The following is a 22,839-nucleotide window of genomic DNA, read 5'->3' as shown; positions in this document are numbered from 1 at the left end:
GCGACGTGCGGGTGGAGGGGCACGGCTCCCGTGTCCGTGTCCAACCCCTAATCACGCACGCGCACGATCTCGCTGGCGGGGCCCTCGCTGCGGAAGACGTCCAGGGCGGTGACCACGTACCCGTCCCCGTCCTCGGCCGGGGCGGCGTCGGTCAGCGACGTCCCGCCGGTGACGCCCACGAGGTCCCCGGGCTCCAGGCTCGGACACTCCCCGGGGCCGTCGGCGGAGCCCGCGCGCCCGCCGCGACCCGGTACACGGCGTAGAACCGGGCCTCCTCGACCGCCTCCCACTCCACGTCGACCCGGTCGCCGTCGGGTCGGGCGGCCACGGCCCCGACCCGCCCGGTCAGCGGTGCGCGGCCCTGCGGCGCCGTCCCCGGCGCGAGCGCCGGATGGGGGTAGTGGGTCCGGACCAGGTGGGCGTAGGCCTCGGCCGCGTTCTCCCTCAGGCTCCTGATGGAGAAGTAGACGTCCCCGCCGACCCGGGCGTCCTGCCCGGAGTAGTCGAGCTGGGTGCTCAGCGCGTCCTCGCCGCTCCAGCCGTCGTCGCCCACGCGGTAGGCGGCCTGCCCGATGTACAGATCCACCCCGGTGCCCTCGACCTCGTCCGCCCACCAGTCGGTCAGGGTCTCGTAGTCCGCGACGCCGAACCCCCGGTCCCAGTACAGCTGCGGGGCGACGTAGTCGATCGTGCCCTCCTGGATCCAGTGCGGGTGTCGGCGTACTGGGAGTCGTAGGATTCCAGGCCCGACGTCCGCGACCCGGAGGCGTCGCTGTCCTTGTTGCGCCAGATCCCGAACGGCGAGATGCCGAAGCTCACCCAGGGCTTGGCCGCCTGGATGCCCTCGTGCACGTCGGCGACGAGCCGGTCCACGTTGTCGCGGCGCCAGTCGGCGCGGTCGTCGAAGCCGCCGCCGTGTTCCTCCCAGGTGGCGTCGTCGTCGAAGGCCTCGCCCGGCTGCGGGTAGGGGTAGAAATAATCGTCGAAGTGCACGCCGTCGACGTCGTAGCGGTCAACGACATCCAGGACGACGCCGGTGACCCAGGACCGGACCTCGGGTTCGCCGGGGTCGAGGTAGGCTTCCTCGCCGTACTCGACCACCCAGTCGGGGTTCTCCTCGGCCGGGTGCCCCTCGGCCAGGTTCGCCAGGTCCGGTTCGAGGAAGCCCACGCGGTAGGGGTTGAACCAGGCGTGCAGCTCCAGCCCCCGCTCGTGGGCCCCCTCCACCGCGTACTCCAACGGGTCGTAACCGGGGTCGCCGCCCTGTTCCCCGGTCAGGTAGCGCGCCCACGGCTCCAGGTCGGACTCGTAGACGGCGTCGGCGGTGGGGCGCACGTGCAGGAACACCGCGTTGAGCCCCAGCTCGGCGGCGTCGTCCAGGTAGGCGTCCAGCTCCTCGCGCTGTTCCTCGGCGGGCAGGCCGGGTTCGGAGGGCCAGTCGATGTTGCGGACGGTCGTGAGCCAGGCGCCGCGCATCCGGCGCTCCCCCTGGTTCGCCGTGCACCCCTGGGGCACGGCGGAGGGCGACTGCGCCGCGTCCGTCGCGCCGGGCCCGGTCCCGCCCACCGTGGCGGAGGAGGCGTCCGAGGGCGAGGGGCCGGAGGGCGGGACGGCGCCGGACCGGCCGGCGCCGTCCCCGGAGGGTGAGCATCCCGACAGCAGGACGCGCCCGCCGCGACCGCCGCGACCCACCGCGCCACCGCACGCGGCGCGGCCGCCGCCCGTACCCGCACGCCCATGTCCACACTCCTCCGCGCCCCGCGGCGCGCCGGCATCCGCGGCGCGCCGGACATCAGAGTAGGGAGATCGTCAAGGTTCGGACACGATTCGACCAAGTTGTGGACAGCCGGGCAACCCCTCGGCATACGGGCGATCCGTCCGCGGCGGCGCGGTGCCGCCGCCGGGCGGACCGCGAGGCGCGGCGGCGCCGGCGCGGGGTTCTGGACGACCTCCTAGACTCGGTGTCCGTGAACGCCCTCCCGAGCCCTCCGAAACTGTTCGTCCGCACCGTGTCGCTGCGCGACGGCGCCGGAAGCCTGGTGCGCCGCCTGCCCTCCGAGGCCCCTCTGGCCTGGCTGACCGGCGAGGACGGGATCGTGGGCTGGGGCGCCGCCGCACGGCTGGACGTCGAGGGCGCTCCCGCGGGCACCGAACCCACCGACAGCGGTCGCTTCACCCGGGCCGCGCGCTGGTTCGGGCAGCTGTGCGGGCGGGCCGTCGTGGAGGACGAGGTCGGGCTGCCCGGGACCGGGCCGGTCACCTTCGGCACGTTCACCTTCGCGCCCACGTCCGAGGGATCGGCGCTGGTCGTGCCGCGCGTGCTGGTGGGCAGACGCGGCGGTCACGCGTGGGTGACCACCGTGACCGACGAACCGGACGCCCGCCCGGAGGACCTCCTCTCCCCCACCCCGGAGCCGCTCCCGATCGGCCCCGTCTCCTGGGCCCCCGGGTCGCTCAGCGGCCCGGAGTGGATGGACGCCGTCGCCGACACCGTCGACCGCATCCGGTCCGGACCGCTCGACAAGGCGGTGCTGGCGCGCGACGTCGTCGCCGAGGCCACGGCGCCCATCGACGTGCGGACCCTGCTGGAGCGCCTGCGCCTGCGCTACCCGAGCTGCTTCACCTTCTCCGTCGACGGCATGGTCGGCGCCACCCCGGAGCTGCTGCTGCGCCGCGAGGCGACCGGCTGACCTCCCTGGTGCTGGCCGGAACGCGTCCGCGCGGACGCGACGCCGCCGAGGACCTGCGACTGGGTGAGGACCTCCTGGCCTCGGCCAAAGACGTCGAGGAGCACGGCCTGGCGGTGGACTCCCTGCGCACCGCGCTGGAGCCGCTCTCGCGGGAGCTGTCCGTCCCCTCCACCCCCCGGCTGCTCGCCCTCGCCAACGTCCAGCACCTGGCCACGCGCGCGCACGCCCGCCTGGCGGCCGGGGTGTCGGCTCTGGACGCGGCGGCCGCGCTGCACCCGACCGCGGCCGTCGGCGGGACCCCCACGGTCGCGGCCATGCGCCTGATCGCCGAGGTCGAGGGCATGGACCGGGGCGGGTACGCCGGTCCCGTGGGTTGGCTGGACGGCGCGGGCAACGCGGAGTGGGGGATCGCGCTGCGCTCGGCCCGCGTGGAGGGCTCCCGCGCCCGGCTGTTCGCGGGCTGCGGAATCGTCGCCGGGTCGACCCGGCCTCCGAGCTGGCCGAGACCGAGTCCAAGTTCCGGGTGATGCGCGAGGCCCTCACCGACTCCGCGGCGGAGGGGCTGCTCGCGTCAGCGCCAGGACACGTGGGCGTAACACGACAGCACTAACCTGCGTCCCATGCACACCGACGTAGTCTCCTGGGACGATCCCGACGCCACCCGCCTGCGCGCCCTACAGCGAGCCGAGATCGCCGAGCGGTACGGCACTCCAGACTCCGAACCGGGCGCCGCCCCCTCCGCCGAGGACATCGCGGTGTTCGTCCTGGCGCGCGACGGCGGCGGCACGGCCGTGGCCTGCGGAGGCCTGCGCGACCTGGGCGACGACGGCGGGGAGGTCAAGCGGATGTTCGTCCTGCCCGAGCGGCGGGGCTCGGGCGCGGCGCCGCTGGTGCTGGCCGCCCTGGAGGAGTGGGCACGCGACCGGGGGTGGAAGCGGCTCCGGCTGGAGACGGGCGACCGCCAGCCGGACGCCGTGCGGTTCTACACCCGGTCGGGGTACGAGCCCATCCCGGGGTTCGGCGCCTACGCGGGCTGCGAGTCCTCCCTGTGCTTCGAGAAGGTCCTCTAGCCCGCCGTCGTCCACGACCGCGTGGTCGCGCTGTCACCGCCCGTGCCTTCGGGGCCATCATGGGTCGGGGGCGCCGGACAAGTCGCCGGGGGCGTGGACCGAGGAGGGATCGCATGGGCGGAGCCGAGCGGGGCGGGGGCTGGCAGTTCTGGGTGGACCGCGGTGGCACGTTCACCGACGTCGTGGCCAGACGCCCGGACGGACGCCTGCTCACGCACAAGCTGCTCTCCGAGGACCCGCGCCGCTACGAGGACGCCGCCGTGGCGGGGATCGAGGCGCTGCTCGCCGGCGGAGGCGGGGGCGGAGGCGGGGACGTCGGCCAGGACACCGCCGCCGTCGACCACACCGCCGTGGACGTGATCCGCATGGGCACCACCGTGGCCACCAACGCCCTCCTGGAGCGCGCCGGGGAGCCGACCGCGCTGGTGGTGACGCGCGGTTTCGGGGACGCGTTGCGGATCGGCTACCAGGACCGGCCGCGGATCTTCGACCGGCACATCGTGCTTCCCGACCAGCTCTACGCCAGGGTCGTGGAGGTGGACGAGCGAGTCACCGCCCAGGGCGAGGTCCTGCGCGAACCCGACCTGGATCGGGTCGCCGCCGACCTGGAACGGGTCCGCCAGGACGGTGTCGGCGCCGTGGCCGTCGTCTGCCTGCACAGCCACCTGTACCCCGAGCACGAGCGGCGAATCGGCGCGCTGGCCCGACGGCTGGGGTTCGGCCAGGTGTCGCTGTCCAGCGAGGTCAGCCCGCTGATGAAGCTCGTCCCGCGCGGGGACACCACGGTGGTGGACGCCTATCTGTCACCGGTGCTGCGCCGCTACGTGCGCGGGGTCGCCGGGCGGCTCGGCGGTGTGCGGCTCATGTTCATGCAGTCCAACGGGGGGTTGCCGAGGCCGGGCACTTCCGGGGCAAGGACGCGGTCCTGTCCGGCCCGGCGGGCGGCATCGTCGGGATGGCGCGGCTGTCCCGGGCCGCGGGCTACGACCGGGTGATCGGCTTCGACATGGGCGGCACCTCCACCGACGTCTCGCACCACACGGGCGAGCTGGAACGCGTCTTCCACACCCGGGTGGCGGGGGTGCGGCTGCGCGCTCCGATGCTGGACATCCACACGGTCGCGGCGGGCGGCGGGTCCGTCCTGCGGTTCGCGGACGGACGGTACCAGGCGGGCCCCGACTCGGCGGGCGCCGACCCGGGCCCGTGCTGCTACCGGCGCGGCGGCCCGCTGACGGTGACCGACGCCAACGTGCTGCTCGGGCGAATCCAACCACACCACTTCCCGTCGGTCTTCGGGCCCGCGGGTGACGAGCCGATCGACACCGAGCGGGTGCGGCGGGCCTTCGCCGACCTGGCGGCCCGCATCCGGGCGGAGACGGGGGACGAGCGCCCCGTCGAGGAGGTCGCCGAGGGATTCCTGCGGGTGGCCGTGGAGAACATGGCCAACGCCGTCAAGCGGATCTCCGTGCGCAAGGGCCACGACGTCACCGGGTACGCCCTGACCACGTTCGGCGGCGCGGGCGGCCAGCACGCGTGCGCGGTGGCCGACGCCCTGGGTGTGCGCACGGTGCTCGTCCCGCCGATGGCCGGTGTGCTGTCGGCGTTGGGGATCGGGCTGGCCGACACCACGGCGATGCGGCAGCAGTCGGTGGAGGCCCGGTTGGCGCCCGACCTGCTGGACCGGTTGCGCGAGGTCGCCGACGACCTGTCGGCCAGGGCCCGTGCGGAGCTGGTCGACGAGGGGGTCCCGGAGTCGCGGATCCGCGTGTCTCGCCAGGTCCACCTGCGCTACGAGGGCACCGACACCACGCTGCCGGTCGACCTGGCCGGGGTCGGGGAGATGGTTCGCGACTTCGTCGCCGCCCACCGGCGGATCTACTCCTTCGCCATGGACCGCCCCCTGGTGGCGGAGGCCGTGGCGGTGGAGGCGGTCGGGGTCAGCGAGCGACCCGACCTGTCGGACCTGGGCACGGCCGACGTGCCGGAGGCCCCGCCGGACGAAGAGGACCGGCGGAGCCTCCCGGACGGGCGGGGCGGGGCGGACGAGCGCGACACGGAAGCGCCGCGGAGCCCCTCGCCGTCGGAGGGCGGAGGCTTTCCGGACGCGGACGCGCCGGGCGGGATCCCCGGCGCCGAGGGGCCACGGGCCACCCCCGGTGTGAGGGCCGCGGAGCACGAGCGGGAGACGAGCGCCCCACCCGAGGAGACCGTGCGCGTGTACGCCGCGGGCGCTGGCGTGCGGCCCCCCTGTACCGGCGCGACGCGCTGCGACCGGGCGCACGGATCCCGGGACCCGCGATCGTCACCGAGGCCAACGCCACCACGGTCGTCGACCCCGGGTGGCGGGCGCGGGCCCGGCGCACCGGCCACCTCGTACTGGAGCGGGTGCGCCCCGCGCGCGGGGCGCGGTGGGCACCGGTGTCGACCCGGTGCTGTTGGAGGTGTTCAACAACCTGTTCATGTCGATCGCCGAGCAGATGGGCGCCCGTCTGGAGGCCACCGCGCAGTCGGTCAACATCAAGGAGCGGCTCGACTTCTCCTGCGCGCTGTTCGATCCGGACGGGTACCTGGTGGCCAACGCCCCGCACATGCCGGTGCACCTGGGGTCGATGGGGTCCACGATCCGGGAGGTGATCCGGCGCAACCCGGAGTCCCTGCGGCCGGGCGACGTGTACGCGGTCAACGACCCGTACCACGGGGGCACGCACCTGCCGGACGTGACGGTGGTGACGCCGGTGTTCGGGGCCGAGGGCGACCGGCCGGTCTTCTTCGTCGCCTCGCGCGGCCACCACGCCGAGATCGGCGGGATCACCCCGGGGTCGATGCCCGCGGCCAGTCGGCACGTGGACGAGGAGGGGGTGCTCTTCGACAACTGGCTGCTCGTGCACGGGGGACGGTTCCTGGAGGAGCAGACGCGGCGGCTACTCGCCGAGGCCCCCTACCCCTCGCGCGCGCCCGAGGTGAACCTGGCCGACCTGCGCGCCCAGATCGCGGCCAACGCCAAGGGGGCGCGGGAGGTCGCTCGGATGATCGACCACTTCGGGTTGGACGTCGTGCGGGCCTACATGGGCCACGTCCGCGACAACGCCGAGCAGGCGATCCGCGCGGTCGTCGGCTCCCTCCGAGACGGTTCGGCCCACTACGAGATGGACTCGGGCGCGGTGGTGGCGGTGCGGATCGAGGTGGACCGTGAGCGCCGGTCGGCGGTGGTCGACTTCACCGGCACGTCGGCCCAGCTCGGCACGAACTTCAACGCCCCCTCGTCCGTGGCCACGGCGGCCGTGCTCTACGTGTTCCGCACCCTGGTCGCCGCGGACATCCCGCTCAACGACGGGTGTCTGGTGCCGCTGAGGATCGTCATCCCGCCGGACACGATGCTCTCCCCGACACATCCCGCCGCGGTCGTCGCGGGCAACGTGGAGACGTCCCAGGCCATCACCGGGGCCCTCTACCAAGCGCTGGGAGTGCAGGCGGAGGGGTCGGGGACGATGAACAACGTCACCTTCGGCGACGACCGGCGCCAGTACTACGAGACCGTGTCCTCCGGTTCCGGCGCCGGTGACGGCTTCGACGGGACGTCCGTGGTCCAGACGCACATGACCAACTCCAGGATGACCGACCCCGAGGTCCTGGAGTGGCGGTTCCCGGTGCTGTTGGAGGAATTCGCGATCCGGCGCGGGAGCGGCGGCGCGGGGACGTGGCGCGGCGGTGACGGCGCGGTGCGCCGGCTGCGGTTCCGGGAGCCGATGACGGTGACCACGCTGTCCGGGCACCGCCGGGTGCCGCCGTACGGGATGGCGGGCGGCGAGCCAGGCGCTCTGGGAGAGAACACCGTCCGGCGCGCGTCGGGTGAGGTCGAGCGGCTGCACGGCTGCGATGCGGTCCGGATGGGCCCAGGGGACGAGCTGGTCATCCGGACGCCGGGAGGAGGGGGGTACGGGCCGCCCGCGCGGGGTTGACGGCGGCCGGACGGTCATCGACCTGGCCGCTCGCGTACGCCTGAGCCTGTCGCCCCGCCACCGCCGCCTGCCTGCGCCCCGGGTCCGCCGGGAGTGGGCTCACTCGGCGCGCGAGCATCGCATGGGCGCTGGCAACTGGAACGCGCGGGCGGGCGCACCGACCCCCGGACAGGTGGGCACGGCGTGCTCTCGAGCACGTCCCCGGCACGCCGTCGACCCCGATCCACCGGACCGCGGGGTGATGCTGCCCTCACACCTGGTTCCCCGCGCGTCGTGGGGGGTAGGGACACTGATCCCCGGCCAGGGACGCCGCCTCGGAGAGCGGCCTTCCTCCAGGGCGCACGACCGGTCGCGACGCACCCCCGCCGCACCCACGTACCGAGCCGGAACGGACCCCATGATCACCGTCCTCATCACCGGATCGACCGACGGGCTCGGCCGCGCGCTGGCCCTGCGGCTGGCCCGGGACCGTGCACGACTGCTCCTGCACGGACGCGACCCCGACAAGCTCGCCGCGCTCGCCGCCGAGGTCGCGAAGGCGGGCGCACCGACCCCCGAGACCCTGGTCGCCGACCTGTCCGACCTCGGCCAGGTGGCCCGCCTGGCCGCCGAGGCGCCCACGCGCACCGACCGGCTGGACGTCCTGGTCAGCAACGCGGGCATCGGGTTCGGCGAGCCAGACGGGCGGGAGCGGCGTGTGGGCGCCGACGGGCACGAGCTGCGCCTGACCGTGAACTACCTGGCCGGGTTCCTCCTCACCCTCGACCTGCTGCCGCTGCTGCGCGCCAGCGCGCCCTCTCGGGTGGTCAACGTGTCCTCCCTCGGTCAGTCCCCCCTCGACCTGGACGACCTCATGTTCGAGCGCGGCTACGACGGCGTGGACGCCTACCGGCGGAGCAAGCTCGCACAGATCATGTCGGCGACCGAGTTCGCCGCCCGCGTGCCCGCCGACGAGGTGACGTTCACCAGCCTGCACCCGGCGACGTTCATGCCGACCAAGCTCGTCACCCTGCACGGCATCGCCCCGGTCGACACCCTGGAGGAGGGGGTGGCGGCCACGTACCGTCTGGTCACCGACCCGGCCCTGCGCGGGGTGACCGGCCGGTTCTACAACCGCACGCGCGAGAGCCCGGTCAACGACCAGGCGGCCGACCACGGGGTCCGGGCGCAACTGTGGCGCCGCAGCCTGCGCCTGGTGGGACGGGAGGACGTTTCGATCGGCCCCGCCTCGCGAACGCACGGCTGACCGAGGCGCCGGGGGCGACCGAGCGGAGACGGACACCGACGTGGCGGTGACCACGCACGAGACGGGAGAATCGGATGGAACTGGGTCTGCACGTCGCGGACTTCACCTGGGCGGGCGGCGCCCCCGAACTGGGCCGCGCCCTCGCGCGGGCCGTCGGCGACGCCGAGGACTCGGGGATCGCCCGGGTCACGGTCATGGACCACTTCTGGCAGATCGGCCACGACCTGGGGCCGTACGAGAACGCGATGCTGGAGGCCTACACCACCCTCGGCTTCCTGGCCGCCCACACCTCGCGGGTGCGGCTGCACACGCTGGTCACCGGCGCCGTGTACCACGACCCCGGCGTCCTGGCCAAGCAGGTCACCACGCTGGACGTGCTCTCCGGAGGCCGCGCCGGGCTCGGGATCGGCGCGGGATGGTTCGCCGACGAGGCGCGCGGTCTGGGGCTGCCGTTCCCGAGCGTGGCGCGTCGGTTCGACATGTTGGAGGAGACCCTGAGCGTGGTCCTGCAGATGTGGTCGGGCGACGAGCGGCCCTACGAGGGCGAGTACTACCGGCTCGGACGGCCCCTGAACTCACCCGCTCCGCTCACCAGGCCGCATCCCTACCTGATGATCGGCGGTTCGGGGGAACGCCGGACCCTGCCGTTGGTCGCACGGCACGCGGACGCGTGCAACATCTTCGGCGGCCCCGAGGCCGGGCGCAAGCTGGACGTGCTCAAGCGGCACTGTGAGGCCGTGGGACGCGACCACGAGGAGATCGAGAAGACGTCGGTCCTGTCCGTCACGTCCGGCACCACCACCGACACCCTGGTCCGCGGACTGCTCGATCTGCGCGCCACCGGGTTCACCGCGGTCTACGTCTACGGGTGCGGTTTCGACGATCCGCGTGAGGCGGTGGACCTGATCGCCTCCACCCTGCCCGAGGTCGCCGAGGCCTGATCCGCCGGGCACCCCGGGCTGCCCGACGAGCGGGGCCAGCTGTCCGCACGGGGACGAGGCCGTCAGGACGGCGATGAGGCGGGCAGGGCCTCCACCACCAGGAGGAGGTTGTCGTCGACGGTGCTTCGATCAGATCGTTGAGCACCCCGTCACGCCTTTCGTCCGGGAACGGCCTCGGCGGTCGACCCGCCGGCGGGCTCGATTTCGAGTCGGGCAGGGCCCTCCAGCCCCCGCCGGTCGCGGACGGAGCCCTGCCTCAGGGGGTCACAGCAGCGCGTCGAGTCTGATCGGAAGCTCGCGGACGCGCTTGCCGGTCGCGTTGAACACGGCGTTGGCGATCGCCGCAGCCGCCCCGGTGATGCCGATCTCGGCGACTCCGCGCGCGCCCAGGGGCGCGCGCTGGTCGGGAACGTCGGTGCAGACGACGTCGATGTACGGCACGTCCAGATGCGCGGGGACGTGGTAGCCCGCCAGCGACCGGTTGACCACGCGCCCCGTGCGGTCGTCGAACACCACCTCCTCGGTGAGCGCCGCCCCGATGCCCATGACGATCCCGCCGCGGAGCTGGCTGGCCGCCGTCCTCGGGTTGAGGATCCGCCCGCAGTCGAACGACCCGAGCCACCGGGACACGTGCACCTCGCCGGTCCGCTCGTGGACGCGGACCTCGCAGAACTGCGCTCCGTAGGAGGCCATGGAGTACTCCGCCAGCTCCGTCGGCTCGGACCCCTCGCTCTCGACCTCGACGCACTCCTGGCCGGCCCGCTCCAGGATGGTCCCGTACGTCTCGCCGCGCCGGTCGTCCGTGCGGTACAGACCGCCGTCACGCGCCTGGACGGCCTCGTGGCCCGCACCGGCCAGCGGCGATCCGCCGCCCGCGAGCCGGAGCAGCTCGCGGTGCGCCTTGTCGACCGCCGCCGACACGGCCGCCGCCGCGCTCGCGGTCTGGCTCGACCCTGCGGCCGACAGGGCGCCGCAGGGCAGCGCCGAGTCGCCGTACTCGAAGAACACCCGGTCGATCGGGAGACCGAGCAGGTCCGCGGCGTACTGGAGCTGGGCGGTGGCGGTGCCCATGCCCATCTCGTTGGCCGCCGTCCGAATCACGGCCGTGCCGTCTGAGGCGATGCGCACGCGCGCGGTGGCGGGGAACCGGAAGACCGGGAAGTAGGCGGTGGCCACGCCCTGGCCGACGAGCCAACTGCCGTCCCGACGCGAGCGCGGGCGGCGGTCACGCCAGCCGAACCGCTGCGCGCCGCGCCCGTAGGCCTCGACCAGGTTCCGGGACGAGAACTCCCGCCCCGTGGTCGGGTCCCGTTCGGGCTCGTTCAGGCGTCTGAGTTCGATCGGGTCCATCCCCAGCTCGTGCGCGAGCTCGTCGACCGCCGACTCCAGCGCGAACGTGCCGACCGTCTCGCCCGGCGCGCGCATCCAGCTGTTGGCCACCGTGTCGAGGTAGACCATCCGCTGACCGATCTCCACGGTCCGCGACTTCCACAGGTGCCGGGGCGTGAGCGAGAACTGCTCGGGGTAGCGCGCGTGCGCGGTGGTCGCGCCGACGCCGGTGTGCACGAGCGCGGTGAACCTTCCGTCCCGGTCCGCTCCCAGCGCCACGCGCTGCTCGCACCGCGGACGGCCGCCGACGAGGCGGAACACCTCCTCTCGGGACAGGACGAGCTTCACGGGGCGGCCGACGATCCGCGCCGCTGCCGCGCACAGCGGCGTGTTGGTCCACACCCCCCACTTGCCGCCGAAGGCGCCGCCGACGAAGCCCGCCAGGACCCGGACTTCTCCGGGGCGAGCCCGAACAGCGTCGCGAGCACGTGCCCGCACCCGCCGACGAACTGGGTCGTCTCGTGGACCGTCAGGGTGTCGCCGTCCCAGACGGCGACCGTCGCGTGCGGCTCCATGGCGCTGTGACCGTGCCAGGGCGTGCGGTAGACGTGGTCGACGCTGACCGCCGCCTCGGACAGTGCCCTCGCCGCGTCGCCGATCCTGACCTCGGGGGGCTCGCCGAGGACGTCCGGCGGCAGGACGGCGTCGCCCTTGGCCTGGTCGAAGGAGACCGTCGGCGGCTCCTCGTCGTACTCCACGCGCACGAGCGAGGCCGCGTGCCCCGCCCGCTCCCACGTGTCGGCGACGACCACCGCCACCGGCTGGCCGTTCCAGTGGACGCGATCGTCCTGCATCACCGGCAGGTCGCTCGGCGACATGCCGGCCGCCATGTCCTCCAGGTCCAGCAACCGCGGCCGGGCCAGCCTGACGTTGTTCTCGTGGGTGATGACGGCGACCACCCCCGGCGCGCTCCGCGCCCGCGACGCGTCGATCGCGCGGATCCGTCCGCGGGCGATGGTGGAGCAGACCAGCCGCGCGTGCACCAGGCCGTCGAACCGGTGCTCCGCAGTGAACCGGACCGCGCCGGCGACCTTCGCGGGGCCGTCGACGCGCGGAAGCGACCGCCCCACGTAGGGCTCCCGCCCACCCCGGACCTGGTCCGGCCCGTAGCCGACCACCGTGCCCGTCGAAACCTCCCTCATCGGGCGCCTGCCCGTGCGATCAGTTCGAGCAGGGCGTCGACGACGGTCCTCCGCGCGAGTTCGACCTTGAAGGCGTTGCCCGGGTAGCCCCGGGCGTCGGCGAGCTCGGCGTCCGCCGCCGTCTGGAGGGTCTCGGCCGTCGCCAGGGCGCCGCGCAGGACCTCCTCGGCCACACGGGCCCGCCACGGCCGGTGCGCGACACCGCCCAGGGCGAGCCGGACATCCGCGATCCGGTCGCCGTCGACCGCCACGGCGGCGGCCACACTGACCAGCGCGAAGGCGTAGCTCCGCCGGTCGCGCACCTTCCGGTACGCCGAGTTCGCGGCGAGCGGCAGGGCGGAGACCTCGACGGCGGTGATCAGCTCGTCGGGCCGGAGCTCGGTGTCCAGGTCGGGCAGGTCGCCCGGAAGCCGGTGGAAACGGGCGAAGGGGATCTCCCGGACGCAGTCGGGGCCCTCCACCCGGACGGTGGCGTCGAGTGCGGCCAGCGCGACGCACATGTCGGAGGGATGCGTGGCGATGCAGGCGGAGGACGCGCCGAGGATCGCGTGGTCGCGATGGTAGCCCCCGATCGCGTCGCAACCCTCCCCCGGTGTGCGCTTGTTGCACCGTGCGGCCACGTCGTAGAAGTAGGGGCACCGGGTGCGCTGCATCAGGTTGCCCCCCACGGTGGCCATGTTGCGGATCTGACCCGAGGCCCCGGACAGCACCGACTGCGCCAGGAGGGGGTAGCGCTCGCGGACCCTCCGGTCGTGGGCGAGCGCGGTGTTGCGGACCGTGGCGCCGATCGACAGGCCTCCGTCCGCGCGTTCCTCCACCCGGTCGAGGGGCAGCCCGGTGACGTCGATGACGGCCTCGGGGCGCTCGACGTCCTCCCGCATCAGGTCCACCAGGTTGGTGCCGCCGCCGAGGAACTTCGCCCCCGGCCGCGCCGCCATGAGCTGGATGGCGTCCTGGACGTCGGCGGCGCGGGTGTAGGCGAAGTCCCTCATCGGGCCACCTCGTCGGCGAAGGCCGCGCGGACCGCCTCGTGGATGCCGACGTAGGCGCCGCACCGGCAGAGGTTGCCGCTCATCCGCTCCTTGATCTCCTCGTCGGAGAAGTCGAGGTCGTGCGCCGCCACGTCGGGGGTCACGGCGCTGGGCAGGCCGTCCCGGAACTCCTCGACCATGCCGATCGCCGAACAGATCTGCCCCGGGGTGCAGTAGCCGCACTGGTAGCCGTCGTGTTCCACGAACGCGGTCTGGAGCGGGTGCGGCTCCCCGTTCTCGGCCAGCCCCTCGATCGTGGTGATCGCGCGGCCCTCGTGCTGCACGGCCAGGGCGAGGCACGAGATGATGCGCCGCCCGTCGACCAGAACCGTGCAGGCTCCACAGCGCCCTGGTCACAGCCCTTCTTGGTGCCGGTCAGACCGAGGTACTCGCGCAGCGCGTCGAGGAGGGAGACGCGCGGTTCGAGCCGGAGCTGGTGGGGGTCGCCGTTGACCTGGAGCGTCACCGGTCGTTCGGTGGACGGGCCGGAGCGTGGTTCGGCGTCGGTCCCGTGCGTGTCCATGTGCTCCCCCTCGGTTGCGGGCATGGGGGTGTCGCCCCCAGAGCGACAGTAACGACGGGTGACGGCAATGCCCACGATCCGGCACAGTGTGTTACCGAACGCGCGGGCGGCCCGGCTGGAGGGGGAGCGGCTGGCCCCTCCGCCACGGAGCGGGTCAGGGGTCAGCTGGGTTCGGAGGGGATCGGGGGTTCCACGCTCCTCGGCTGCCCCAGGGCGCGGTCGTGGTGCGCAACGGACGGATGATCGCCTTCGCGAAGCCGGGACACGGTGGCCCGCCGAAGACCCACGTGCGGCGCCCGCGCCCCCGGGACCGCGTCCGCCTCCGGTCCGCGGGCCGGGGGCGCACGTCGCGTGTGCGGAGGAGGGGCCGAGCGTGGTCCGGGCCTTCGACGCCGCGCATTCGGACGCCGTCCACCACCAAGCCTCGGGAACGGATCGGCAAGGACTCGACGGGAGGGGACGACCTCCCCTGGAACAGGTGCGAAACGCCGGGTAGGAAGGCGGGGACACCACGTCCGGCGGTCGAGGCCGCCGGGCCCGACAGGAGAGGCACACCAGCATGCCCCACCACCCCGACGTCACCGACCGGGCCGTGCGCGCCCTGATCGAGGCGATCAACGCGAACGACCGCGAAGCCTTCGCCGAGGCGCTGACCCCCGACGCCACGATGTCCGACGACGGATCGGAGCGCGATCTCTTCCCGTGGGCGGAGAAGGAGATCTTCGCGTCCAACGGGCGGATGGACGTCGTCTCCGCGAGCGAGGAGGGGCGGTCGCTGATCGCGGACTACCGCAACGACGCCTGGGGCGCCATGCGGACGCGCTGGGACTTCACCATCGTCAACGGGAAGGTCTCCAGGATCGACACCGGCCACGCCTGAGCCGTCGTCCGCTGAACCACGCGGGGGACGCCCTTGGCGCGCTACCCGGCCATCCGCCCGGGGAGCTTCGTCGGCGTCGGGCGGTGTGCTGGCGCGCGACCGGCCGACGTGGACGGGCCCCCGGCGATCAGCGTCGCGTCCCCCCTGGTCCCAGCCGTTCCAGGTAGCCGCGCACGACCTCCTCGGCCTGGGCCCGGGTGACGTTCCCGGCCATGAGCAGGGATCCGAGCCCGTGGGCGAGGGACATGACCTCCGTCGCGATCAGCCGCGCACGCGCTGCGTCCACCCGCGGGTCCGCGCCGACGACCTCGGCGAGGTGGTCGGCCAGGGCCCTCAGGTGGGCCTGGTAGGCGGTGGTGGCGGCGTCGGGTCGCGTGATCGCCAGCAGTTCGAGCGAGACGCCGATCCGGTGGAAGGCGCGACGCTGGCCACCACCACGACCCCCCGCGATGAGCGGTCAGCGCGACGGAGGACCGTGCACGAGTCCTCCGTCCCCGGGCTGCGGGGGAACGCGTCGGCGGCGCACCGCACGAAGCGGCCCCCGACCGTCCGGCCGGGGGCGCGGCGTCGTCGGCGGTGGCGCGGACGCGGCCGCCCGGCTCCGTGCCCCGTGCCACCGGTCAGGCGTAGACGCGTCCGACGAACTCGGCGATCTGGTCGTCCGTGAGGTGGTGGGACAGGTCGGCCTCGCTGATCATGCCGACCAGCCGCTTGTTCCCGTCGATGACGGGCAGGCGTCGGATCTGGTGCGACTCCATCTCGCGAAGGACCTCGTCGACGCCGGCCTCGGTGGAGACCCAGCGCGGGGTGCCCTTGCACATCTCCCCCGCGGTGATCTGGAAGGGGTCGCGTCCAGCCGCGACACAGCCGACGACGATGTCCCGGTCGGTGATGATGCCGCACATGCGCTGGTTCGAGGTGCCGGGGTCGGCGACCGGGATCGCGCCCACGTTCAGCTCGCTCATCAGCTGGGCGACCTGGTCCAGGGTGTCCGTGGCCGAAACCCACGTGACTCCCGAGTGCATGATGTCGGCTGCGGTGGTCATCGCATTCTCCTGTCGGTTCTCCGGGTGGTTGCGGCCCCATCGTCCCGTTCGCGCGCGTCGGCCACGGCGGGACGTGCCCGGACATGGCACTCGGTGGCGAAGAGTTGGACGGGCCGTGGTGGTGCTCTCCGCGATCGCGGGTCCGGGGGACACTGTCAACCCCGTGACACTGCGCCCGCGTCCGCGCGGGGGCGGGGGACAGTGGAGTGGGGCGGCGCGCCCGGGGACAGCGGACGCGCGGGACCTGCGGAACGTCTATCACGCCCTGAACCCGGCCGGACTCCTGTCGGGGCTGAGGCAGCAACGGCCGGGTGAGTTCGACGACCTCCGGGAGGAGGAGTTCGTCGCGCCGCGCCGGAGCGGCGACGGCCCCCGCCGGGTCCGTCTCGCCCTGCTGCCCCCGGCGACGCCTGGGCGGCCTGCGGCCCCGCTCCTTCGCCCACGGCGGGCGCGGCGGGAACGGACGTCACGGGTGAGGGCGTCGGGGCGCGCGGCGGGCACTCGTCCAGCCGCGCGCCGCCCCGGCGGCGCTCCCGCCGTGTTCCCATCAGTCGACAGGACCCCACCCCGCTCCTTCTTCGGCCTCGCCAGAGCGCCAGCGGACACGCCGCTCGCGACGGACGGCATCCGCCGCACACGCCCTGACACGACCGCCCCTGCCGGGGCCCGCGGGCGCCGCGGTCGACCCCCGAAGCCCCAGCAGGGGCCGCACACGCTAACGGGCCGGGGCGCGCGCGGCGACCAGCAGCTCGACGTTCCTGTCACGCGGTCCGCCGTAGTCGGCCGGGTCGGCGTACAGGTCGTTGACCGACAACTCCCGGTACAGGGAGGCGAGCCCGTCCGCGCTGAAGTCGCCGTGGTCGACCCGGTAGGGGCTGTCCGCCTCCAGCAGGGTCGTGAACAGCGAGATCGTACCGTCCTCGTTGTCCACGATCTCGATCGCCCGCGCCATCTGCGGGTGGTCGATGTGCGAAGCGGTGTTGATCTCCCAGAATCCGCGCTCGGCGGTGCGGTGCGTGTGCGCGCTCACCCGGTTGTAGTGGGTGTGCCCGTTCACCCACGCCAGCACGTTCGGGTACCGCTTGAGCATGTGCACGAGGACGTCGCCGGTCAGCCGCAGGTCGCCGGGACGGCGGCTGTCGGGGAGGATGTTGCCCATCGTGTCGCTGGTGTGGTGGGAGAACAGCACGAACAGCTCGTCGGTCACCTGCTGGGTGCGGCGCCGCCCCCAGAAGTCGTAGTAGACCGAACTGGCGGCGCGCAACGTCCGCTCCAGCCAGTCGTACTGGTACTTGCCGATCGACCCGTCCGCCAACCCGGCCAGCGTGGTGGTGTCCATGCTGACGCCGGTGACGCCGTCGGCGACGCGGAAGGTGTAGAAGCAGTCCACGCCGTCGGCGTTGTCGTCGGTGAAGCCGTGCCCGACGGGCCCGGGGCCGGTGTTGTCCTCCGCCAGGTGCGCGGCGACGAAGGCGCGGGTGTCGAAGGGGGCGCGGCGGTCGTCGGGGGTGATCCTCGACAACACGGCGGAGGCGGACAGGGTGTTCTCGGGCGACTCCACCTGGGCGGGCACCTGGCCGAGCCGGTCCTCGTCGGTCATCGCCTCGGCGGCCTGGTCGCGGACGTCGTCGTCGGCGAACATGATCTTGCGGTCGCCCAGGTAGACCTCCTCCAGCGAACCGGCGGGCAGACTGCCCGCGGGGGTGTCGTCGTGGTTGCCGATGGCGCAGTACCAGGCACGTCCAGTCCGGGGCTCTCGAACGGGGCCGTGGCGGCGTCGAGGAAGCCGGGGATCCGCGGAAATCCGCCGCGGGTCTTGTACCGGTCGGCCAGGTCGCGGTCCGGATGCCAGTACAGCTCGTTGCCGCAGTCCTGCACGCCCTCGTACCGGGCGGGGTCGCCGGTGTTGGGGGTCACGGTCCCGCCGTTGAGGACGGCCAGGAGCCATTCGAGTTCGACGGTCTCGTGGTTGTCGGTGTTGTCCCCGGTGGTGACCATGAAGTCGAACGGACGCCCGGTCACGGGGCCGACCCGCAGCGAGTTGACCCGGCGGACGAGTGCCGTCGCGCCGAGCGCGGACAGCGTCTCCTGGGGACGGTGGGCGCTGGACCCGATCACCGGGTGGGTGTACTCGAAGCGCACCGGGCTCTGGGCGTCCATGATGTGCAGGTCGGTGAACTGGACGAACGCCGCGAGCGCTCTGCGCCGGTCGTCGCGACCGGCCTGGGCTGGGACCAGGTCCTCGCGGACCTCGATCGGCCATCCTGGTCCGGCGGCGAGCAGCCGGTACCCGTCGCCGACGGGGGTGGCGACCTGGGCGAGCGTGGTCCCTTCGGGTTGGGAGATCCGGGACATGGTCTGGCGGAGGAGCCGGTCGTGCACGGCGGCGGAGGCAGGCGGGGCGGGCAGCCCGAGGGCGATGCCCAGTCCTGCCGTGGAGGTCGTGAGGAATCCGCGCCGGTTGAGGGGAGCCATGGGTGTGCGACGTCCTTTCAGGCCGGGCCGGGGGAGGCCCGTGGGAGTGGGGTCGTCATTGAAGACCGGCGGAGCGGTCGGGGGCAACGGGGGCTGGCCGTCCCGGACGCCCCCGGTGGGCGTCCGGGACGGCGCGGGGTAGGGTGACGGGTTTCGCTCCGGACTCCGTACGGCGCGGACCCGGCACGTCACACACGGTGATCAAACGATGTCCGCCCGCCCGTCGCCGACTCGTCCCATCGCGTTCGTCCGGACGTGGAGAAGCGGTCACAAAGGTGAGGGGATTTCACGTTTGGCCGGATCCGGCCAATTCCCGCGACGGCTCGCGCAAGCGCCTCAGCCCGGCAGCACGCGGTGGGCCAGGAGGGTCAGACCCTCGGCGATCTGACCGGTGGTCAGACCCCGTTCGCGCTGGTGGGTGAAGACCTCGGGGGCCAGGGGCGCCAGGAGCGCGTCGGCGAGCGCGTCCGGGCCGGGCGTGCCCGCCGCCCTCAGGAGCGCGATCACGTGCGCCCGCCAGAACCCGTAGGCGCCGGCGTCGAAGCGCGTCCGCCCCGTCTCGGCCCCCAGCACCAGGTGGACGTGGCGTTCCATCAACGCGGTCATCGCCGCGTAGAACGCGGCGAGCCGGTCCCCGGGCGGGGCGCCCGGCCCCAGGGGCGGCTCCCCCTGGAGGAGTTCGCGCTGAAGGCTCCGCTCGTGCTCGTCCAGCAGCGCCGACGCGATCGAGGCGGGGTCGGGGTAGCGCCGGTAGAGCGTGCCCCGGCCGACCCCGGCCGCCCGTGCTATCTCCTCCATGGTCACCGTGCGCGGATCCTTGTCGGCGAAGAGCACGGCCGCGGCGGCGAGCACCTTGGCGCGGTTGCGTGCCGCGTCCGCGCGCTCCTTGCGTCCTGTCATGCCGCCACCCTACCGAGAAGTGGACACCCTGTCCGGTTGTCGCCTAGAGTCTTAAACGGACACCGTGTCCACTTAATTCGGGAGGTCTCCCATGCCCCAGCTGCTGCACATCGACTCCAGCGCCCGCCGCGACTCCTTCAGCAGGGAGTTGGGCGAGGCCGTCGCCGCCGGGTGGCGCCGCGCCCACCCCGGGTGCGTCTACGTCCACCGGGACCTGGCGCAGCGGCCGGTCCCCCCGATCGGCGAGGCGTGGACCGAGATCTGCGACGCCGTCCTGCGCGCGTCCATCACCGACGTCGCGCGCTACCCCGAGGCCGTGCGCACCCCCGCTCAGCGGGAGGCGTGGGCGATCGTCCGCCCCCTGCTTGACGAACTTGTCGCGGCGGACACGGTGCTGATCTCGGCGCCGATGTACAACTTCTCCGTCCCGGCCGCGCTGAAGGCGTGGATCGACCAGGTGACCTTTCCCCGGATGTCCCTCGCCGGACGCCGGTTCGTGGTGGCCTACGCGCGCGGAGGCGCCTACGGGCCCGGAACGCCCCGTGAGCCCTACGACCACCACGAGCGGTACCTGAGGGACTTCCTGTCCGGGCACTTCGCCGTCGACGACGTCGTGTTCGTCGGGACCGAACTGGTCAACGCGCGCGTCGACCCCGCACTCGCGCACCGCCGCGCCGAGCACGACGCCTCACGCGCCGACGCCCTCGCCGCCGCGACCGCGCTGGGCACGGGACTGGGCGCCCCCGCCCGCGGCGCCGAGGCGGTCGAGGAGTCCGCGTCGTGAACTGGTTGATCCTGCTCGGGGCCGGAGCGGTCGAGGTGGCCTGGGCGCAGAGCATCAAGCCCACCGAGGGGTTCACCCGGCCGTTCCCGACCCTGGTCTGCCTGGTCCTGATGTTCGCGGCGGTCTTCCTGCTGTCGCTGTCGATGCGCACGCTGCCGGTGGGCACCGCCTACGTCGTCTTCACCGGAATCGGCGCGGCCGGGGCGATCGTCCTGGGCATCGCCGTACACGGCGACCCGGTCAGCGCGGGTCGGCTCACCGCCCTCGGCCTGATCGTCGGCGGAGTCGCGCTCGCCCACGCCACCGGCGTCTCCGCATAGGGCGGTCGGCTCAGGCCAGGAAGCCGCGCAGCAGCGCCTCGCTCCCCTCCAGGTGCTCGTTGACCGCGAGCCGGGCCGCCTCGGGGTCGCCGGCGCGGATCGCGTCGACGACGGCGTGGTGCTGCGCGCCGCTGTGCTCCAGGTTCCTCACGAGCATCGGCATGGCGTCGAGCAGGCCGTTCAGCCGCATCCGGGCGTCGGTCAGCGCCGAACTGAGCGAGCGCGACCCGGTCAGCTCGGCCAGCGTCAGGTGGAAGACGGTGTCCAGGCGCCGGTAGTCGTCCACCACCGCCCCGTCCACGGCGGCCAGCCGCCCGGTCAGCAGCGCGTCCTGGTCGGGGGTGAGTCCGCGCTCGGCCAGCAGCACGGCGGCGCCGACCTCCAAAGCGCGGCGGACGGTGAACAGGTCGTCCAGGTCGCCGCCCATGTCCGCGAGCACCCGGCGGGCCTGGGCGCGGCTGGGGCGCGGAGGGACGTAGGTGACGAACGTGCCCCCGGAGCGACCGCGTCGGGATTCGACGTACCCGGCCTCCTGGAGCGCCCGGATCGCCTCGCGCAGGGTGATGCGGCTGACGCCCAGACGGGTGGCCAGGTCGCGTTCGGCGGGGAAGCGCTCGCCCCGGGCGACCACGCCCAGCTTGATCGCCGACAGCAGCCGCTCGACCGTCTCCTCGAAGGCGTTGCCCGCCCGCACCGGGCGGAACACGGCGTCGGCCGCGGGTTCGGCGGGGAGCGTGTCGACGGCGTCCCCGACCCCGGTGTCGGCCATGCTGCCCCTCCCCTTCGCGCGCAGTCCGCATGTGCGATGCCGTGGACCCAGGGTAGGGCCGCCGCACCGGGAGTCCGTCCCGGCGCGGCGGCCCTACGGCCCTGCCACGGCCTCGGCGTCTACTTCAGTTCCGACTCCGCCTCCTCGATCAGTGCGAACTCCTCCTCCGGCGCGTTGGCCACCAGCCGGTGCCGCGAGTAGAACCAGAAGTAGGCGAGGAAGGCGAGCAGGATCGCGGCGGTGATGGCCGCCCCCACCATGTCGACGAAGAACGTCGCCACCACCGCGCACACCGCCAGGACCAGGGCGATCCCGGTGGTGACGGTGCCGCCCGGGGTCCGGTACGGACGCGGCAGGTTCGGCTCGCGGCGGCGCAGCACGATGTGCGCGACCATCATGAGCACGTACGACACCGCCGCCCCGAACACGGCGATGTTGATGAGCAGGTCCCCGTTGGCGACCGTGGCCGCGAGCACGAAGCCGATCGTGCCGGGGACGATGAGGGCCGCGTAGGGGGTGCGGCGTCTGCCCGTCACCGACAGGAAGCGGGGCAGGTAGCCCGCCCGGGAGAGCGCGAACAGCTGCCGGGAGTAGGCGTAGATGATCGAGAAGAACGAGGCGACCAGTCCGGCCAGGCCGACGTAGTTCACGAAGTCCGCGAGGAGGGTGTCGCCGCCGTAGGCCTCGCGCAGCGCCTCGGGCAGCGGGTTGCCGGACTCGGCGAGCACCGCCGACCCCGCGCCGCCGGGGGCCAGCACCAGCATCAGCGCGGCGGTCACCAGGAGCACCGACATCGCGGCGATGATGCCCCGGGGCATGTCGCGCTTGGGTTCGCGGGCCTCCTCGGCGGCGAGCGGAACGCCCTCGACCGCCAGGAAGAACCAGATGCCGAAGACGAACGCGCCGAGGATCCCGGCGTACCCGTAGGGCAGGAAGGCGCTGGCCCCGACCGCGTCCGTGGGCACGATGTCGAACAGGTTGGCCGCCTCGAACCGGGGCGCCATGCCCACCGCGAACACCACGAGGGCGACCACGGCGACCCCGGTGATGACGAACATCAGCCGCAGCGCCTCGCCCACGCCCCACACGTGCACACCCACGAACAACAGGTAGCAGACCAGGTAGACCGGCCAGGCGTTGGTGATGCCGAACAGTCCCAGCGCCTCGACGTAGCCGCCGATGAACACGGCGATCGCGGCCGGGGCGATGGCGTACTCGATGAGGATGGCGGTGCCGGTGGCGAACCCGCCGAGGGGGCCCAGGGCGCGCCGGGCGAAGCCGTAGCCCGCTCCGGCGGTGGGCAGGGCGGAGGCGAGTTCGGCCAGGCCGAACACCATGCACAGGTACATCGTGCCCATGAGGAGGGTGGCGATGAGGAGCCCGCCCCAGCCGCCCTCGGCCAGGCCGAAGTTCCATCCGGCGAAGTCGCCGGAGATGACGTAGGCGACGCCCAGTCCGGCGAGCAGGACCCAGCCCGCCGCGCCCTTCCTGAGCTGCCGTCTGCGGAGGTAGTCGTCGCTGGCCAGGGAGTAGTCCGCTCCCTGGAGGTGGACGCGGCCGTCGGCCGGTCCCTGGGAGCTCGTGCGATCCGCTTCTGCCATGGGCGTTTCCTCTGTTCGGTCAACCAGCCCCACCGGTCGCCCGCGACACAGACCCGGGGGACAAAGGTCTATG

14 protein-coding genes and 6 pseudogenes are annotated in these 22,839 nt (G+C 73.5%); 10 read left to right on the top strand and 10 right to left on the bottom strand.

The annotated features are described in order from the left end of the window. Positions 1–47: 47 nt before the first annotated feature. Positions 48–1,739: pseudogene (locus tag BJF83_RS00565) on the bottom strand (glycoside hydrolase family 10 protein). Positions 1,740–1,967: 228 nt separating this feature from the next. On the opposite strand from BJF83_RS00565, the pseudogene BJF83_RS00560 reads away from it, so the two are divergent. From BJF83_RS00560 to BJF83_RS00535, 7 genes and pseudogenes are all read left to right on the top strand, one after another. Then, a pseudogene (locus tag BJF83_RS00560) lies at positions 1,968–3,300 on the top strand (isochorismate synthase MenF). Between the two features lie 10 nt (positions 3,301–3,310). Then, positions 3,311–3,760, top strand: a complete 450-nt coding sequence (locus BJF83_RS00555) for a GNAT family N-acetyltransferase (protein ID WP_075924741.1) — start codon at positions 3,311–3,313, stop codon at positions 3,758–3,760. Positions 3,761–3,819: 59 nt separating this feature from the next. Further along, positions 3,820–5,333 (top strand): annotated as a pseudogene (locus BJF83_RS30770) (hydantoinase/oxoprolinase family protein); the annotation flags it as partial. Next, positions 5,294–6,052: pseudogene (locus tag BJF83_RS28125) on the top strand (hypothetical protein); the annotation flags it as partial. The pseudogenes BJF83_RS30770 and BJF83_RS28125, both read left to right, overlap by 40 nt. Before the next feature lie 116 nt (positions 6,053–6,168). Beyond that, positions 6,169–7,719 carry a hydantoinase B/oxoprolinase family protein gene (locus BJF83_RS28120; protein ID WP_262391205.1) on the top strand — a complete coding sequence of 517 codons (1,551 nt, stop codon included), beginning with the start codon at positions 6,169–6,171 and terminating at the stop codon, positions 7,717–7,719. A gap of 397 nt (positions 7,720–8,116) precedes the next feature. Beyond that, complete coding sequence (locus BJF83_RS00540) at positions 8,117–8,965, top strand: SDR family NAD(P)-dependent oxidoreductase (protein WP_075924740.1); 849 nt, start codon at positions 8,117–8,119, stop codon at positions 8,963–8,965. Positions 8,966–9,039: 74 nt separating this feature from the next. Then, positions 9,040–9,906 (top strand): LLM class F420-dependent oxidoreductase, encoded by an 867-nt coding sequence (locus BJF83_RS00535; protein WP_075924739.1) that lies wholly within the window; start codon positions 9,040–9,042, stop codon positions 9,904–9,906. A 264-nt stretch (positions 9,907–10,170) separates the two neighbouring features. Here BJF83_RS00535 and BJF83_RS00530 read toward each other — a convergent pair whose 3' ends face one another. The 3 genes and pseudogenes from BJF83_RS00530 to BJF83_RS00520 all read right to left on the bottom strand — a co-directional run bounded on the left by BJF83_RS00530 (position 10,171) and on the right by BJF83_RS00520 (position 13,991). Further along, positions 10,171–12,261, bottom strand: a complete 2,091-nt coding sequence (locus BJF83_RS00530) for a xanthine dehydrogenase family protein molybdopterin-binding subunit (protein WP_316042171.1) — start codon at positions 12,259–12,261, stop codon at positions 10,171–10,173. A gap of 172 nt (positions 12,262–12,433) precedes the next feature. Next, positions 12,434–13,429 carry a xanthine dehydrogenase family protein subunit M gene (locus tag BJF83_RS00525; protein WP_075924738.1) on the bottom strand — a complete coding sequence of 332 codons (996 nt, stop codon included), beginning with the start codon at positions 13,427–13,429 and terminating at the stop codon, positions 12,434–12,436. Beyond that, positions 13,426–13,991: pseudogene (locus tag BJF83_RS00520) on the bottom strand (2Fe-2S iron-sulfur cluster-binding protein). The gene BJF83_RS00525 and the pseudogene BJF83_RS00520 overlap by 4 nt, the downstream one beginning before the upstream one ends. A 559-nt stretch (positions 13,992–14,550) precedes the next feature. Between BJF83_RS00520 and BJF83_RS00515 the strand changes: the two are divergent. Next, entirely contained in the window at positions 14,551–14,871 is a 321-nt protein-coding gene (locus BJF83_RS00515; protein ID WP_075924737.1) for a hypothetical protein, read from the top strand. Positions 14,872–14,998: 127 nt separating this feature from the next. Here the strand turns inward: BJF83_RS00515 and BJF83_RS27735 are convergent, their stop codons facing one another. From BJF83_RS27735 to BJF83_RS00495, 4 genes and pseudogenes are all read right to left on the bottom strand, one after another. Then, entirely contained in the window at positions 14,999–15,157 is a 159-nt protein-coding gene (locus BJF83_RS27735) for a hypothetical protein (RefSeq protein WP_187347052.1), read from the bottom strand. A 334-nt stretch (positions 15,158–15,491) separates the two neighbouring features. After that, positions 15,492–15,917: a CBS domain-containing protein gene (locus BJF83_RS00505; RefSeq protein WP_075924736.1), complete on the bottom strand. Its 426-nt coding sequence runs from the start codon at positions 15,915–15,917 to the stop codon at positions 15,492–15,494. Positions 15,918–16,632: 715 nt separating this feature from the next. Beyond that, positions 16,633–18,392 (bottom strand): annotated as a pseudogene (locus BJF83_RS00500) (TIGR03767 family metallophosphoesterase). Positions 18,393–18,728: 336 nt separating this feature from the next. After that, positions 18,729–19,292, bottom strand: coding sequence for a TetR/AcrR family transcriptional regulator (locus BJF83_RS00495; RefSeq protein WP_075924735.1), 564 nt, complete (start codon positions 19,290–19,292; stop codon positions 18,729–18,731). Positions 19,293–19,383: 91 nt separating this feature from the next. On the opposite strand from BJF83_RS00495, the gene BJF83_RS00490 reads away from it, so the two are divergent. Continuing rightward, positions 19,384–20,076: an FMN-dependent NADH-azoreductase gene (locus BJF83_RS00490; protein ID WP_075924734.1), complete on the top strand. Its 693-nt coding sequence runs from the start codon at positions 19,384–19,386 to the stop codon at positions 20,074–20,076. After that, the gene (locus BJF83_RS00485; RefSeq protein ID WP_075924733.1) at positions 20,073–20,396 is read left to right on the top strand and encodes a multidrug efflux SMR transporter; all 324 of its coding nucleotides are present in this window, start codon (positions 20,073–20,075) and stop codon (positions 20,394–20,396) included. Before BJF83_RS00490 ends, BJF83_RS00485 begins: the two co-directional genes overlap by 4 nt. 10 nt (positions 20,397–20,406) lie before the next feature. On the opposite strand, the gene BJF83_RS00480 is transcribed toward BJF83_RS00485, so the two are convergent. Together BJF83_RS00480 and eat are read right to left on the bottom strand one after the other, a co-directional pair. Beyond that, positions 20,407–21,165 (bottom strand): FadR/GntR family transcriptional regulator, encoded by a 759-nt coding sequence (locus BJF83_RS00480; protein ID WP_075924732.1) that lies wholly within the window; start codon positions 21,163–21,165, stop codon positions 20,407–20,409. A gap of 119 nt (positions 21,166–21,284) precedes the next feature. Then, positions 21,285–22,766 (bottom strand): ethanolamine permease, encoded by a 1,482-nt coding sequence (eat, locus tag BJF83_RS00475; RefSeq protein WP_075924731.1) that lies wholly within the window; start codon positions 22,764–22,766, stop codon positions 21,285–21,287. Positions 22,767–22,839: the final 73 nt, after the last annotated feature.

This window comes from Nocardiopsis sp. CNR-923 (genome assembly GCF_001942255.1).
Taxonomy (GTDB): Bacteria; Actinomycetota; Actinomycetes; order Streptosporangiales; family Streptosporangiaceae; genus Nocardiopsis.
The sequence above is the reverse complement of the archived record's forward strand: the minus strand, read 5'-3'. Positions and strand labels throughout refer to the sequence as shown.